A 16,676-nucleotide genomic window follows, 5' to 3' on the forward strand; every position below is an offset into this window, starting at 1 on the left:
CACCTCAAACAATCAGACTTTGCGAGAAATCGCACAAAAAGTGAAAAAACAAAAAACAGGAATCAGTTAAATTCTATAATTGACCCTGGTAATGCGACGTAAAGGCGACTTTTCTTATTTTTGTTACGCACAGAGATGTAAAAAAAAAGTAGCATGTCTTTACAAATCCCACCATCAGTTGCATTATCGCGAAGCAACGATTGTTTTGGCAACCTTCACTTAAAGTCACCATGTCCGCAGCCCCACCAAATTCTGCAGCACCCGTTTTGACCTCAGGACTTGCTCGCGCGTTGATGCAAGGGAGCTTGCTTACCGCCGCCCAGGTCGATACGATCCAAAAAAAAATTCAGGTGGACAAACTACCGTTTATCGATAGCCTACTGCAAAGCAAGTTTGTTAGTGCGCGTGACCTCGCGACTTTTTGCTCGGAAACTTTTGGCTATCCATTGTTAGACCTTTCTGCTATCAATGAAGAGATGTTGCCAGAAAAACTGGTTGATCAAAAGCTGATGCAGCAACAACGTATGGTACCAATTGCCAAAAAAGCTAACAAGCTAACGCTGGCGGTATCAGATCCGACAAACAATTCCGCGATCGATCAAGTTAAATTTCAAACAAATTTAGCGATAGAACTCGTCATGGTTCAGCATGACGCACTGGTCAAGTTATTAGATAAAATTGGAAAGACGTCTGAGCAAAGTTTGAGCGACCTCGCCGGCGATGATTTTGAGTTCGAATTTAAAGAAGATGACTCTGGGCAAGCCGCAGCTGACGCCCAGGCAAACGAGGTTGACGATGCACCTATTGTCAAATTCCTGCAAAAAATGTTGATCGATGCGATCAACATGGGCGCATCCGATTTGCATTTTGAACCATTCGAAAAATTTTATCGCATTCGATTCAGGATCGATGGAGAACTACGTGAGATCGCCCAACCCCCATTGGCAATCAAAGACAAGCTTTCCTCACGCATTAAAGTTATTTCAAAATTAGATATTTCTGAAAAACGTGTCCCACAAGATGGACGCATGAAACTTCTTTTAAGTGCAAATAAATCAATCGATTTCCGCGTTAGCACTTTGCCTACCCTGTTTGGCGAAAAAATTGTCATGCGTATTTTGGATGGATCGCAAGCACAAATGGGGATTGATGCGCTTGGTTACGATCCTGATCAAAAAGAAATTCTGATGAACGCGATCCAACGCCCTTACGGCATGGTGTTGGTAACCGGACCAACGGGCTCAGGTAAAACGGTTTCTTTATATACCTGCTTGAATGTCATCAACAAACCAGGAATCAACATCTCGACTGCAGAAGATCCGGCAGAGATTAACCTGCCAGGCGTGAATCAGGTGAACGTCAATGACAAAGCTGGATTGACCTTCGCCGCCGCATTGAAGTCGTTTCTACGTCAGGATCCTGATGTCATCATGGTGGGTGAGATTCGCGACCTTGAAACCGCAGATATTGCGATTAAAGCAGCGCAAACTGGTCACATGGTATTTTCAACTTTACATACTAATGATGCGCCATCAACGTTAACACGCCTCATGAATATGGGCGTCTTGCCGTTCAATATTGCATCGTCTGTTATTTTGATCACGGCCCAACGTTTGGCAAGAAGACTTTGTACCTGCAAGCGACCAACAGAAATCTTGGATGAAGTACTCCTACAGGCAGGCTTTAAAGAAGAAGAACTAGATGGTAGCTGGAAGCCCTACGAACCTGTAGGCTGTGAGCGCTGTAGCGGCAATGGCTATAAAGGCCGGGTTGGTATTTATCAACTAATGCCAATATCAAATGCGATAGAGCGGATTATCCTGGCCAGCGGAAGTGCTATGGAAATTGAAGAACAAGCTCAGCGAGATGGCGTAAGAAATTTGCGCCAATCAGGTCTTATGAAAGTCAAACAAGGACTCACTAGCTTAGAAGAAGTCCTTGGATGTACCAACGAATAATCGGAGAGCAGTCACATGGCAACAAATATCACCAAGCCAAATAAGCCTATAAAAGAAGTTATTTATGCTTGGGAAGGTAAAGATAAATTTGGTAAAACAGTGACGGGAGAACTGCGTGCTGGTGGCGAAGCTATTGTTAACGCGACCTTACGTCGTCAGGGTATTTTAGTTACCAAACTGAAAAAGAAGAGCTATAGCTCGGGAAAAAAAATCACCGATGCTGACATAACCCTCTTTACTCGCCAATTAGCGACAATGATGAAAGCGGGCGTTCCGTTACTGCAATCGTTCGATATTGTAGCAAAGGGTAATGCTAACCCTTCCGTATCCAAATTATTGCAAGACATCCGCGGCGACGTGGAAACCGGTACCAGTCTGAATCAGGCATTTCGTAAGTTTCCATTGTATTTTGACCCTTTATTTTGCAATCTGGTCGGTGCGGGTGAACAAGCAGGTATTTTAGAGGACTTATTGACGCGACTGGCGATTTATAAAGAAAAAACTCAGGCGATCAAAAAGAAGATTAAGTCAGCATTAACTTATCCGATTGCCATTCTGTCTGTTGCATTTATTGTGACTGCCGTCATTATGATCTTTGTGGTACCTGCATTTAAGCAGGTTTTCACCAGCTTCGGCGCGGATCTTCCTGCACCAACCTTGATTGTGATGTCGATTTCAGATTTTGTTGTCAGTTATTGGTATCTGATTTTTGGTGGGCTGTTTGGGGCAATTTATTTTTTCTTTCAGACATGGCGACGCTCGTTACAAATGCAAAGAACTATGGATAGACTTCTGTTGCAGGCGCCAATTTTTGGCTCGGTCATACGAAAAGCAACCATTGCTCGTTGGACCAGGACACTGGCCACCATGTTCGCCGCAGGCGTACCACTGGTTGAATCACTTGACTCAGTTGGTGGCGCGTCAGGAAACGCCGTCTATCTTGATGCAACAATAAAAATTCAAACTGAAGTCAGTACCGGAACTAGTCTAACTGTGGCAATGCAAAATACCAATTTATTTCCAAGTATGGTCACACAAATGGTTGCGATTGGCGAAGAGTCGGGTGCATTGGACGGCATGCTAGGTAAAGTCGCCGACTTTTATGAAGAAGAAGTCGACGAAGCAGTCGCGTCGCTTTCCAGCCTGATGGAACCTATCATTATGGCTGTACTGGGCATCATTATTGGTGGCCTCGTCGTCGCCATGTATTTACCAATCTTTAAATTAGGCAACGTGGTTTAATGCTAGAAGACATCTTTTTTAAGCTACCTGGAAATACCTTCAGCACTATAACGCTGGGGATTTTCGGGTTGTTGATCGGTAGTTTTTTAAACGTCGTTATTTTCAGATTACCGAAGATGATGCAGCGCGAGTCAGATAACTATATTGCGCACGAAACTGGCCAACCACTCCCTCACACCACTGCTTACAATCTGGTGGTTCCGCGTTCTGCCTGTCCACACTGCGGTCACCAGATCAGTGCTATGGAAAATATTCCTATCATTAGCTACCTCGCAATAGGCGGTAAATGTCGCGGCTGCAAAGCACCTATTTCTATCCGCTATCCAATCGTCGAATTGGTAAGTGGCTTGCTGGCTGCTGCGATGACTTGGCATTTTGGTAGTGGTATCACTGGTGTGTCAGCAATGATTTTTTGCTTTTTGCTGATCGCAATGACCATGATTGATGCCGATACGCATTTGTTGCCTGATGATTTAACACTGTCTCTATTGTGGTTAGGTCTGCTGGTCAACCTGAATGGTACCTTCACCTCATTACCTTCAGCGGTCATCGGTGCCGTAGCGGGCTACCTGAGTTTATGGTCGATTTATTGGGCATTCAAACTCATTACCGGCAAAGAAGGCATGGGTTACGGTGACTTCAAACTTCTTGCAGCCTTGGGTGCGTGGATGGGCTGGAGCATGTTGCCTATCATCATTTTACTTTCATCAGCAGTGGGCGCCGTGATTGGTGTAGCGATGATAGTCCTGACAAAAATGGGAAAAGACACGCCATTACCATTTGGTCCCTACCTGGCTGGCGCCGGGTTAATTGCCCTCATCTGGGGTAAGCAGCTAACGCAACTCTATCTGGGATTTGTTTGATGTTATCAGGTCGTACATCAGCATATGCAATCGGACTGACGGGCGGGATAGGTAGCGGTAAAACCACAATTGCCAACTTATTTCAGGAATATGGGATTAATGTCATCGATACCGATGCAATTGCCCATCAGTTAAGCGCACCAAATGGATTAGCCATACCTGCTATACGACAAGAATTTGGTGATGCGGCGATTGCCCCTAACGGCGCAATGGATAGAAATTGGATGCGCGAGCTGATTTTTTCCGACTCAGGCGCAAAACAAAAGCTAGAACGTATCCTGCACCCTTTAATTCGCCAGGAATGTGAAAAAGCAGCGGCAATGGCAACGAGCACATACGTGATTTTTGTTGTGCCTTTATTGGTTGAATCAGGTAATTGGCGCGAGCGTGTGAATCGCATTGCTGTCGTTGATTGTCCGGAGCAAACACAGATTTTCCGGGTGATGACACGAAATAACTTAAGTCAGGAGCAGGTTTTGGCTATCATGCGGGCCCAGGTCAGCCGTGAACGGAGACTCGCCGCCGCAGATGATATTATTAGGAATGAGGGCGACTTAAGCGCCGCTAAAAAACAAGTGCACGAACTACACCAGCAATGGACGGGTCTAGCGAAAGCCCATTGACTATCGGTGAATGGCTGCTAAAACTAAGAAAAGACAATTCTGCGAAAAAAACTTCACGCGACGTTTGTAATTTTTTACAGTATGGTTCAGAATCACGTGAAGCTAAGAATTGCATAAATTTAAAACAGGGACATTATTTTGATTGTTTACGAATACCCTTTCAATGAGCGTATTCGCACGCTACTGCGATTGGAAGACCTGTACGAAAAATTTATATTTTTCCTGCATCAATCCGATCCGCTGCAACATCACGTTGCGCTCGCAACCATTTTCGAAATGTTGGAAGTGGCAGGCCGTGCTGACCTGAAATCTGATTTATTGCAAGAACTTGAACGCCAGAAACATACGCTCATCGGTTTCAAATCCAATCCCAATGTGCAAGCAGAGATGCTCGATAAAGTGTTGGAAGATGTTGATCGCGCCAGTACCTCACTGATCGCTTGCACCGGAAAAACCGGTCAAAACATCCGCGACAATGAATGGTTAATGAGTATTCGTGGTCGTACCATCATCCCGGGCGGTGCCTGTGAATTTGATCTGCCTAGTTATCATGCCTGGCAGAAAAACTCGGCAGAAAAGCGTTTTACCGATATTTCTGCATGGTTCGCTCCAATTGCACCCTTGTTTGATGCTATCAATGTCGTTTTGCGCTTATTGCGTGAATCCGGCACAACCACCAAAGTGATTGCACAGGCTGGCAGCTACCAGCAAATGTTGCAAGGCAAGGTCTACCAATTGTTGCGGGTCAGCGTTGCCCGTGAGTTGGGAGCGATTCCAGAAATTTCTGCCAATAAGTATATGCTGTGGATACGCTATATGTCGCAAGATGGCGATATGAAACCAAAAGCATTTGAAAACGATATCCCGTTCGATCTGACCCTGTGTAACTTCTGATCATCCGAATTTGATCACCGAATTTGATCACCGATTTTGATCACCGATTTTGACTACCGAAACACCTGAACATGGCTACCTTTGTAAACTGTCCGACTTGCAACACCAAAGTAGAATGGACGACTGAAAACCGCTTCCGTCCTTTTTGCTCAGAACGTTGCAAGCAAATTGATCTGGGCGCCTGGGCTGAAGAGAAATACACGATTCCAGCCGTCAACTTGCCAGAAGATCCGGAAGCTGAAGATTTGCATTAATACCGCCATTGGCAATCCTTAATGCAAGCTTCAGCCAGAATTCAACGCTTACCCGGAATCCCATACTTACGCAATTTCGTTGCAATCATAGAGTGCGATGTTTGTAATCTAGCCGCTAACTTGCGGCTAGATGGATACTGAGGATAGAGCCGCTCAAGCAAAGATTGCTCAAAGGCGCTCACCGACAACTCCCAATTTTCTGTTGTATCGAGATTGACTTCATCGGCGCTGATACTGCCTTCTGCCCAATCCAGATCAACGGCATCTAACACGCGCTGATCGGACATGGTAATCGCCCTGAATACCACGTTTTGCAATTGCCGCACATTCCCTGGCCAGCGATTCGACACTAAAACAGCACAAGCGGACGAATTGAGGCGACAAATCGGCTTTTGTGATTGCGTGCAAGCACGTTCAATAAAATGCCGCGCTAAGGGTAAAATATCATCTGGACGGTCTCGCAGGGCTGGTACCTCCAGATGCAAAACGTTCAGCCGATAGAACAAATCTTCGCGGAACAAGCCCTCCTGTACCATTTTGCGTAAATTTCTGTGCGTGGCGCTGATGATGCGGACATTGACTTTGACTTCCTTGTCGCCGCCAATACGACGAAACTTTCCATCATTTAAGAAACGTAATAACTTGGCCTGCAAATACAAGGACATTTCACCGATTTCATCGAGAAAAACCGTACCACCGTCAGCCATTTCAAATAAACCAGGTTTGCCGCCGCGTTGCGCACCGGTAAATGCCCCAGACATATAGCCAAACAATTCGCTCTCCGCCAGACTTTCTGGTAACGCGGCACAATTAAGTTCGAGGAACGGTGCGTTCGCTCTGGAGCTCATACCGTGACAAGACTGCGCCAGCAATTCCTTCCCAGTGCCGGTTTCACCGGTAATTAGTAACGGTGCGTCGACCACCGCAACACGTGCAGCCTTGATTTTCAAAGCACGGATTTGCTCTGACTCACCAATGATTAAGTCAAAACCATTGCCAGCTGAATTTTGGAGCGCGTGTAACCGCCCACCGATACGGGCTGGCGTATGAAAACTCAATACTGCGCCGACAGAGCGACCGCTTGGAGATAGTTCCTGAATCAGTGGCTCAGATACTGGCGTCACTTCCATAAAGAAAGGTTCGCCCTTGAGTGTCACTTCACGGCTCGGTATCCGGAAGCCAGCCTTGATCAATTCATTCTGCGTTTCGGGATCATCCAGCAGCTCACTCAAGCGCATCCCGCCAAGTGCTGTTTCACTTGCCCCCGCAACAGCTGCGGCCGCTGCATTTGCAACCATGACACGACCATTCCCATCGATCGCCAGCACGGGATCTTCCATAGCCGCCATCATGGTATCGAGATGCAATCGGCGCCGTATACCGGGTAGCACGTCGAGAACCTGAATTTCACCTACCCCTTTGACCTGCTGGCAATCGGCTTGCAGGTCGGGCAGCATGTATTCAAGCAATTCAGGGCTGTCGATGTAGATGTTGGGTGGATCCACCTCCACCGCCACGACGTTCAGACCACGTTTAGCCAACACCGCCAGAATTTCGTGAGCAATCCCTACCCTGTCCTTGAACTGAATATTAATACGCATGAAAGGGCTTTATTGTTGCGTTGAAGATATCAGTACGGTTCAGGAATATAGCCCCGTGGACGCGCATACTGCCTGCGGAACGCCGCCGTCGTTGCCAAGCCGCGCAAACGGCTCAGATCAAATTGTTCCAATTGTTGAACAACTGCGCGATTCACTGTCATTTTCACTTGCATCATCAATAAATCAACGCTGTGCTGACTGGAACTGCGCAGTGGATTGCTTTCTGTTTCAACATCATCCGCGTCGCCTGGCCTAGCTGCGTTGTTTGCGCTTTCTGCGTTTTTCTTCGCTGCTTTGGCTTGCGCACGCTCTTCAGCATCTGCAAAGCAACGGTACACATCAGCCAAAGTGATGATGCCATTGCAGTCACGGCAATGCCATGCATCTTTATCTTTGGCGTCACGACCAACCAGACCATCCTTGCTCAGTGTCGACAGTATTGAACGGATTACACGCGGGGTTTTGCCCGTTGCAGATGCCAGACTATCGACCGTAGTTGCACGTGGCATCACCATCATAGTTTGGGCCAACAACTCGATGGCAGTATAAAAACGGGCGTTCAGACTTGCATCTGCGAACACCTGCGTTGATGAAAGCAATTGTTCAAACTGGGTCATGCCTACTCCTTGGGGACAAAAACTGGTCGATTGATACTGCCATATCGATCCATAAATAAACCTTCGGTTGAAATTGCTGGACGCTTGCCTGAAACAAGATCCGCAATGAACTGACCTGAACCGCAAGCCATGGTCCAACCTAGGGTGCCATGACCGGTATTCAGGAATAAATTACGATAGGGTGTAGGGCCAACTACTGGGGTACCATCCGGCGTCATAGGACGCAGGCCAGTCCAGAATTCAGCCTTACTCACATCGCCACCACCCGGGAATAAATCAGTGACTGAGAATTCCAGTGTGTCGCGGCGATCTTTGCGTAAATCCAGGTTGTAACCTGTGATTTCTGCGGTGCCGCCGACGCGAATGCGGTCACCTAGACGTGTGATTGCCACTTTGTAAGTTTCATCCATCACGGTTGATTCCGGTGCTCGTTGGGCATCGGTAATCGGTACAGTAATTGAGTATCCCTTAATCGGATAGACTGGGATTTTGATGCCAAGTTCACGTAACATGATTGGCGAATAGCTGCCTAAGGCCAGTACGTAGGTATCGGCCTTCATTTCACCTTCAGACGTTATGACGGAGGTAATTTTGTCACCTTCGTGCACCAGTCTTTGAATGCTGACGCCGTATTTAAATTTCACTCCCAAACCTTCCGCCAGTTTGGCGAGGTTTTGTGTAAATTTAAAACAGTCGCCTGTTTCATCACCAGGCAAGCGTAAAGCGCCAACGAATTTATCCTGAACGTTCTTTAATGCTGGCTCTACTTTTAAACAGCCAGCTTTGTCCAAAGTCTCATACGGAACATCGTAACGTTTAAGAATATCGATATCCGCTTGTGCGCCATCCAATTGTGCCTGATTACGGAATAACTGCAGCGTCCCTTGGGTGCGTTCATCATAAGAAATGCCCGTGTCAGCACGTAATTGCTGCAATACGTCTCGGCTATATTCGGCCATGCGCAGCATACGACCTTTATTAGTCTCATAACGTGCTGTAGTGCAGTTCATCAGCATCTGGGTTACCCAGCGCCAGGTATTGAGATCAAATGTCGGACGAATCGCCAATGGGCTGTGTTTCATCATCAGCCATTTAACCGCCTTCATAGGCACACCAGGGCCTGCCCATGGTGCAGAGTAACCAGGTGATACTTCACCGGCATTGCCGTAACTGGTTTCTAACGCTGCGCCTGGTTGGCGCTCAATGACGGTCACTTCGTGACCTGCTTTTGCCAGAAAATAGGCTGATGCTGTACCGATAACGCCTGCGCCGAGAATGATGACTTTCATGTTGTTGCTCCTGATATGCTGTGTTCGTTAATACTGATGATTAAATTGGGATGTATTTTTTAGCGTAAGACTAGTTATCTGACTTCTGGTCTGAATATACGCGGTGATATCGCGCGCCCAGACTCGTCAAAATTTCGTAACCAATGGTGTTCGCTTTTGCTGCGACCTGATCCACTGTGTTCGTTGCCGAAATCAAATCTACTAATGTTCCTGGTTGTAAATACTCCGGCGCGATGTGAGTCACATCCAGCGTAATCGTATCCATAGAAACATTTCCCACCATAGGCGCTGCAATTCCTGCAATATGCGCCACCCCTCGGTTACTCAGACTACGTAACCAACCATCAGCATAGCCAACAGCTATCGTCGCGATGCGACTCGTTTCCTTACTACGCCACGTAGAGCCATAGCCCACACCCGTTCCCGCCGGAATTTCGCGCGTTTGAATAATTCGTCCCTGCAAATGCGCTACTGCGTGTAAAGGATTTTCCTGACCCGCAACCGGTGCCACACCATACAGAGCCGCACCAGGACGAACCAGATCAAAATGAAACTCGCTACCTAAAAACACGCCAGAAGAATTCGCCAGAGTGGCTTTACTGCGCGGGAATAAGGCGCGAAGTTCATTAAATTTTTCCAACTGCTGACGATTCATCGGATTTGCCTGATCTTCAGCACTAGCCAAATGACTCATCACATACCGCACATCAATGCTGCGCAATAAATCTGGATCATCACGTAATACTTCAACTTCTTGCGCAGACATCCCCATGCGCGCCATACCCGTGTCGACTTGCACGATGGCTGGCAAAAATTGTTGCCGTTCTCTCGCGAGTGCAGCCCAATCCTGAATTTGCTGGATGCTATTGAGCACTGGCATACACCCATGTTGAACAAATTCTGCTTCACAACCCACTGGCGAGCCGTGCATCACAATCAAATCCGCATCAGCGGGCAATCCAGGACGCAAAGCGATCGCTTCTTCCAGATGAGCGACAAAGAAATGTCGGCATCCTTCGTCGTATAACACCCGTGCTACTTGCTCGGCTCCTAAGCCATAGGCGTCCGCCTTCACCGCTGCGCCGCATTGAGCCAAGCCCAGGCGACCACGGAGTAGTCGGTAGTTATATCGAACTGCCTGCAAATCGATACGCAGTACAGCTCCGGTTCTTTCTGCTATTTGTTGCATAGTTTTTAGCACTCCATCGCTACAGAGAAAAGTTTGCTTTACCCTAGCAATGCCCATGCCACTAATTTTTATCAAACAAATTCAATGACTTACAAAATAATACTGAAATTCCGAACGCAGAGTGTATGAAATTCAATACAGGCCGTTTAATTGCACAGCCAATAATTACCGAGCGCCCCCTCTACCGCGTATCAAAAACTGAACAGTGTACACAAAACAATACACTGTATTATTTTCAATACACATTATAATCAAAACGAATAAGGATAGTCGCAGCCAGAAAAGCATCCGGCAATAAGTAGAAGTACGGAGTGGGTTGCAATAAAAAGACAGATAAAACCTGACTTGACAGCATGGAAAGATCCATCAAGTGGTATCTTAAGTGCGTGAAACCTCAGGAGGTATCATGCTGGTATGAATAATTCGAACAACAGTGCTAAGTTACTGAATTGATGCAGATGAATTTAAACAACTGAATTACTGGCGTCGGTTTGCAATATATCCAGCCATTCGAGCAGAGGTATTGTCGCAGGCAGCAGCGGCTCTACGCCCACCTCACCTTGCCACGCAAATGCCTGACCTTCGAGACTTTGCGGTTCACCGTCCCATTCGCGACTGATGTAGAAGTGCAAGCGTACGTGAGCATGTGGATATACATGCTCTACACCGCACCAAGGCTCAGCACTCAGTATCCGTATACCAAGCTCCTCGACGAATTCACGTTTTAATGCATCCAGTATCGGCTCGCCCGCTTCGACTTTACCGCCGGGAAATTCCCAATACCCTTCATAGGGTTTGCCGGTGGGACGCTGCCCCAATAAGACATCACCATTTGGCTTCATCAAAATGCCGACTGCCACATCCACTGGTTTGATATTTTTTGACGCGACTTCAAACATGGTCTTTATCCATTAATTTACCTGCATAATCACGTGCAAACTGCCACGCCACGCGACCAGAGCGCGAACCGCGCTGCAATGCCCAACGCAAAGCATCAGCACGAGCAGAGCTAATCTGATCTTCGGTGCAAGAGAAACTGCGCAACCAGTGCGCAACAATATCCAGATAGTCGTCTTGTTTGAACGGGTAAAACGAGACCCATAATCCAAATCGTTCAGACATAGAAATTTTTTCTTCTACCGTCTCGCCGGGATGCAAATCACCATCATCGGCATGGTGGTAGCTGGCATTGTCCGACATTTTTTCTGGCATCAGATGACGACGATTCGATGTCGCGTAAATCAGCACATTGTCGGATTGGGCAGCAATACTGCCATCGAGTGCAACTTTGAGCGCCTTATAACCCGCCTCACCTTCCTCGAAAGAAAGATCATCACAAAAAATGATGAAGCGTTCAGGACGCTCAGCGATTAAATCGACAATATCCGGCAAATCTGCCAGATCAGCTTTATCAACTTCGATTAAGCGCAACCCCTGGTGAGCAAATTGATTAAGACAGGCTTTGATCAAAGACGATTTTCCGGTACCGCGCGCACCAGTCAGCAATACGTTATTGGCAGGCTTGCCGTGTACAAATTGCAGCGTGTTTTGCGCTATCAACTGCTTTTGCTGGCTGATATTGTGTAAATCATCCAAACCGATCACGGAAGCGTGACGCACTATCTGCAAATAACCTTGTCCACCACGTTTGCGCCAGCGAAAAGCATGACCCAATTGCCAGTCAGGTGCGGCAACAGTTCCAGGCAATAGTGCCTCAAGACGACTTAGCACATGCTCGGCACGTGCTAAAAACTGATCAAGCTGGGTCATCGTGGATTTGATTAAGAGCGGTAATCAGCATTAATCGTCACGTAATCATGCGACAAATCGCAAGTCCAGACAGTCGTCTCGACATCACCACGACCGAGTTTGACGCGGATGGTAATTTCGCTTTGTTTCATCACGCGTTGACCATCTTCTTCACGGTATTCTGGATTGCGGCCGCCATTTTTAGCAACCAATACATCATCCAGATATAGGTCTAACTTGCTGACATCAAGATCATTAACACCAGCATAACCAATCGCTGCCAAAATACGTCCCAGATTTGGATCAGAGGCAAAGAAAGCAGTTTTTACCAATGGGGAATGGGCAATCGAATAGGCAATCTTGCGGCACTCTTCCAAATCACGTCCTTGTTCGACTGCGATAGAAATAAACTTAGTTGCACCTTCACCATCACGGATAATCATGTGCGCCAATTTTTGTGACAAATCGATCACCGCTTTCGCCAGAATCGCATATTCTGGCGTATCAATATCATTGACTTCAAGACTGCCAACACCAGTCGCGATCAGAATGAATGAGTCATTTGTCGACGTATCGCCGTCAATCGTAATGCAGTTGAATGACTTATCTGCTGCTTGTTTAATCAGATGATCGAGAACTGGTTGCGCGACTTTGGCATCCATTGCCAGATAACCTAGCATGGTCGCCATGTTAGGTTTGATCATGCCCGCACCTTTACTGATACCAGTCATTGTGACGGTGTGGCTACCAACTTGCACGGTCGCAGAGGCGGCTTTTGGCTGGGTATCCGTGGTCATAATTGACTCAGCAGCCAGGAACCAGTTGTCTTCTTTTAAATTAGTGATAGCTTGCGGCAAACCAGCAATAAGGCGATCAACTGGCAATGGTTCAAGAATCACACCCGTTGAGAACGGCAGAATTTGCGCCGCTTCACAACCGAGTAAATCAGCCAACGCACTACAAGTTTTATTCGCCGCAGCCAAGCCTGCATCACCCGTACCAGCATTCGCATTACCGGTATTGACTACCAGGGCGCGAATCGGACCTGAACTCATGTGCAAGCCTTCCAGATGTGCTTTACAAACTTGCACCGGCGCAGCACAAAAACGATTGGTGGTAAAAACGCCGGAAACAGTTGCCGTAGGAGCTAACTCCATGACCAATACATCTTTACGATTGGCTTTACGAATACCAGCCTCTGCATGTCCAAGACGAATACCCGCTACTGGCTTTAAATCAGCAGCGACAGGGAGTGGAGAATTGACGGCCATAGTAGCTTCCTTGCGTTGAAATCAATCCGTCATTGTAGGACATTTTTGTTGCAGATCGATTACCCTTTAAATGAAATTTATTGATGCAATCAGAGGTGATATTTATTAAGGGTAACAACGTTGACCAAAACCATGCATCAATCAAAATAAATAGATAGATTGCAAAGCAGAGCGGGTTGCGGCCGCCGTCCAGATAAACAAAAAGGGGTGAATTTCATCACCCCTTTTTTAACGATCATTTCCGCAACGCTCAGGCTAATTTTCCATGGCACTGTTTGAATTTTTTACCACTACCGCATGGGCATGGGTCATTGCGACCGACTTTCAATGCGTAGCTTAATTCTGGTTGATCATCAGCAGCAAATGCCGCTGGTGCCATGATTTCTTCTGGCGATGCGCTAGCATCAAAATCAGCGTGTTGGAAATGGACATTCTCTACTTGTGGCAATGCCATTTGCTCTTCAACCGCCTCAATCTCTTCACGGGATTGAATACGGACGGTCACCACCGTACGCACCACGTCGTTTTTAATCATGTCCAACATTTGCGCAAATAATTCAAACGCTTCGCGTTTGTATTCTTGCTTAGGATTTTTCTGTGCATAACCACGCAAATGGATACCTTGACGTAAGTGATCCAGAGCTGCCAGATGTTCGCGCCAGTGCGTATCGATACTTTGCAACATCACACTGCGTTCAAAGCCAGCAAAGGACTCTTTGCCAACGATGGCCACTTTTGCGTCATACGCCTGATTCACGGCCTGATGTACGCGATCCAGAATATCTTCACCAGTCAAGCTTGGCTCAGACGCCGCCATTTTGACCAATGGCAGATCGATTGCCCATTCAGCTGACAATACCGCTTCCAGACCTGGCAAATCCCATTGTTCTTCCACTGATTCCAATGGCACATGCGCATGAACGATGTCAGCAAACATGCCGTGACGCAATGAGGACATCAGTTCCGTCATATCATGCGCCTCTAGCAATTCATTACGCTGTTGGTAAATCACTTTGCGCTGATCATTGGCAACGTCATCGTATTCCAGCAATTGCTTACGAATATCAAAGTTACGCGCTTCTACTTTGCGTTGTGCCGATTCAATAGAACGTGAAACGATGCCCGCTTCGATTGGTTCGCCTTCAGGCATTTTCAATCTGTCCATGATCGCACGTACACGATCACCGGCAAAAATACGCAGCAACTGGTCGTCCAGAGACAAATAGAAACGGCTGGAACCTGGATCACCCTGGCGACCAGAACGACCGCGCAACTGGTTATCTACGCGGCGAGATTCATGGCGCTCAGTACCAATAATATGCAAGCCACCTGCTTTCACAACGTGTTCGTGGAGCGAATTCCATTCGTCCCGCAATTTTTGCGATTGTGCGGCCTTATCAACTTCAGTTAAAGCATCATTTGCTTCAATCAGTTGTACTTGCTTAGCAACATTACCACCCAACACAATATCGGTACCGCGACCAGCCATGTTGGTCGCAATCGTAATTGCTTGCGGACGACCTGCCTGAGCAATGATTTCCGCTTCACGTGCATGCTGCTTCGCATTCAATACATTGTGTGGCAATTTTGCTTTGGTCAGAATGCCAGACAATAATTCAGAATTTTCGATAGAAGTCGTACCAACCAATACTGGCTGACCACGTTCGTAGCAATCCTGAATATCTTTGAGCATCGCGCCATATTTTTCTTCGGCGGATTTGTAGACCTGATCCTGACGGTCTTTACGTTGTGAAGGACGATTTGGCGGAATGACCACAGTTTCGAGACCGTAGATTTCCTGGAATTCGTAGGCTTCTGTATCGGCTGTACCTGTCATGCCCGACAAGCGGGTGTACATACGGAAGTAATTCTGGAAAGTAATCGATGCCAGCGTTTGATTCTCATTTTGAATCCGCACGCCTTCTTTGGCCTCTACCGCCTGATGCAAACCATCAGACCAGCGACGACCAGTCATCATACGACCAGTAAATTCATCGACGATGACGATTTCATCGTTCAACACCACATAGTGTTGATCTTTAAAATACAAAGCATGCGCGCGCAAAGCGGCATACAAATGATGGATCAACGTGATATGCGCTGCGTCGTACAGAGACGCGCCTTCAGGCAACAGGCCCATTTGCGTCAGAATTTTTTCTGCCTTATCGTGGCCGGCTTCGGTCAGCAATACCTGATGCGCTTTTTCATCCTTGGTGTAGTCACCAGGAACTTCAATCTTGCCTGAGCCATCGGGCGTTTCTTCACCGATTTGCAAGGTCAGCATCTTAGGTACTTCGTTGATTTTGTAATACAACTCAGTGTGATTTTCAGCCTGACCAGAAATGATCAACGGCGTACGCGCTTCATCGATCAGAATCGAGTCGACTTCATCGACGACGGCAAAGTTCAGGCCACGTTGCACGCGGTCTTTGGCTTCAAATACCATGTTATCGCGCAGGTAGTCGAAGCCGAATTCGTTATTGGTACCGTAAGTAATGTCCGAACCGTAAGCCACTTGTTTGGAATCATGGTCTAGTTGTGACAAGTTGATACCTGTGCTTAGACCCAACCAGCTATACAACTGCCCCATCCATTCAGCGTCACGTTGTGCGAGGTAATCATTGACGGTCACCACGTGCACACCTTTACCTGACAAAGCGTTCAGATAAATTGGCAGTGTACCCATCAGGGTTTTACCTTCACCGGTGCCCATTTCAGCAATTTTGCCATAATGCAAAACCATACCGCCTATCATTTGCACGTCGAAGTGGCGCATTTTCAGAACACGCTTACTCGCTTCGCGACACACCGCAAAGGCTTCTACCAAAATGCTGTCGAGCGTTGCTCCTTCTGCCACACGTGCTTTAAATTCAGCAGTCTTGGCTTGCAAAGCCTCGTCCGACAAAGTTTCCAGCTGGGGTTCCAATGCGTTGATCTCACGCACCGTCTTTTGGTATTGCTTCAAAAGCCGTTGATTACGGCTGCCGAATATCTTGGTCAGGAATGACATGCTATGAACGGAAAGTTAAATTCTGAAAAACGCCGCGGCAAAAAATTGCTTGCACAGCAACAATATAGGATAACTCACGATTTTACCATGCTGCAAGGGCTTCACCAGTAAATCCC

Annotated in this window: 14 protein-coding genes; 6 read left to right on the forward strand and 8 right to left on the reverse strand. The window is 47.1% G+C overall.

All coding sequences use genetic code 11. From position 1 onward, the window contains the following. Positions 1-230: 230 nt before the first annotated feature. The 6 genes from pilB (at position 231) to ACO0KY_RS04515 (ending at position 5,834) form a co-directional block, all read left to right on the forward strand. On the forward strand, positions 231-1,958 hold the full coding sequence (gene pilB, locus ACO0KY_RS04490; protein WP_423044614.1) for a type IV-A pilus assembly ATPase PilB: 1,728 nt from the start codon (positions 231-233) through the stop codon (positions 1,956-1,958). A 15-nt stretch (positions 1,959-1,973) separates the two neighbouring features. After that, entirely contained in the window at positions 1,974-3,200 is a 1,227-nt protein-coding gene (locus tag ACO0KY_RS04495) for a type II secretion system F family protein (protein WP_423044616.1), read from the forward strand. Continuing rightward, on the forward strand, positions 3,200-4,063 hold the full coding sequence (locus tag ACO0KY_RS04500) for a prepilin peptidase (protein WP_423044618.1): 864 nt from the start codon (positions 3,200-3,202) through the stop codon (positions 4,061-4,063). Before ACO0KY_RS04495 ends, ACO0KY_RS04500 begins: the two co-directional genes overlap by 1 nt. Then, complete coding sequence (gene coaE, locus ACO0KY_RS04505; RefSeq protein ID WP_423044620.1) at positions 4,063-4,686, forward strand: dephospho-CoA kinase; 624 nt, start codon at positions 4,063-4,065, stop codon at positions 4,684-4,686. Before ACO0KY_RS04500 ends, coaE begins: the two co-directional genes overlap by 1 nt. A 138-nt stretch (positions 4,687-4,824) precedes the next feature. After that, on the forward strand, positions 4,825-5,580 hold the full coding sequence (gene zapD / locus ACO0KY_RS04510; protein WP_186911313.1) for a cell division protein ZapD: 756 nt from the start codon (positions 4,825-4,827) through the stop codon (positions 5,578-5,580). A gap of 71 nt (positions 5,581-5,651) precedes the next feature. Further along, positions 5,652-5,834 (forward strand): DNA gyrase inhibitor YacG, encoded by a 183-nt coding sequence (locus ACO0KY_RS04515; RefSeq protein WP_186911312.1) that lies wholly within the window; start codon positions 5,652-5,654, stop codon positions 5,832-5,834. A 41-nt stretch (positions 5,835-5,875) separates the two neighbouring features. On the opposite strand, the gene ACO0KY_RS04520 is transcribed toward ACO0KY_RS04515, so the two are convergent. The 8 genes from ACO0KY_RS04520 to secA form a co-directional block, all read right to left on the reverse strand. Continuing rightward, positions 5,876-7,435, reverse strand: coding sequence for a sigma-54-dependent transcriptional regulator (locus tag ACO0KY_RS04520; protein ID WP_186911311.1), 1,560 nt, complete (start codon positions 7,433-7,435; stop codon positions 5,876-5,878). A 29-nt stretch (positions 7,436-7,464) separates the two neighbouring features. Next, complete coding sequence (locus ACO0KY_RS04525) at positions 7,465-8,052, reverse strand: hypothetical protein (protein ID WP_423044622.1); 588 nt, start codon at positions 8,050-8,052, stop codon at positions 7,465-7,467. 2 nt (positions 8,053-8,054) lie between these two features. Continuing rightward, on the reverse strand, positions 8,055-9,341 hold the full coding sequence (locus ACO0KY_RS04530) for a D-amino acid dehydrogenase (protein ID WP_186911309.1): 1,287 nt from the start codon (positions 9,339-9,341) through the stop codon (positions 8,055-8,057). A 70-nt stretch (positions 9,342-9,411) separates the two neighbouring features. Next, positions 9,412-10,530: an alanine racemase gene (gene alr, locus ACO0KY_RS04535; RefSeq protein WP_423044623.1), complete on the reverse strand. Its 1,119-nt coding sequence runs from the start codon at positions 10,528-10,530 to the stop codon at positions 9,412-9,414. A 464-nt stretch (positions 10,531-10,994) separates the two neighbouring features. Further along, the gene (locus tag ACO0KY_RS04540; protein ID WP_423044624.1) at positions 10,995-11,429 is read right to left on the reverse strand and encodes an NUDIX domain-containing protein; all 435 of its coding nucleotides are present in this window, start codon (positions 11,427-11,429) and stop codon (positions 10,995-10,997) included. Continuing rightward, on the reverse strand, positions 11,422-12,300 hold the full coding sequence (locus tag ACO0KY_RS04545) for an ATP-binding protein (protein ID WP_423044625.1): 879 nt from the start codon (positions 12,298-12,300) through the stop codon (positions 11,422-11,424). Before ACO0KY_RS04545 ends, ACO0KY_RS04540 begins: the two co-directional genes overlap by 8 nt. 11 nt (positions 12,301-12,311) lie before the next feature. Further along, positions 12,312-13,550, reverse strand: a complete 1,239-nt coding sequence (gene argJ / locus ACO0KY_RS04550; RefSeq protein WP_423044626.1) for a bifunctional glutamate N-acetyltransferase/amino-acid acetyltransferase ArgJ — start codon at positions 13,548-13,550, stop codon at positions 12,312-12,314. Between the two features lie 250 nt (positions 13,551-13,800). Then, positions 13,801-16,560 carry a preprotein translocase subunit SecA gene (secA, locus tag ACO0KY_RS04555; RefSeq protein WP_423044627.1) on the reverse strand — a complete coding sequence of 920 codons (2,760 nt, stop codon included), beginning with the start codon at positions 16,558-16,560 and terminating at the stop codon, positions 13,801-13,803. Positions 16,561-16,676 lie beyond the last annotated feature (116 nt).

It is taken from the genome of Undibacterium sp. Dicai25W, assembly GCF_049340505.1.
Classification (GTDB): Bacteria; Pseudomonadota; Gammaproteobacteria; order Burkholderiales; family Burkholderiaceae_D; genus Undibacterium; species Undibacterium jejuense.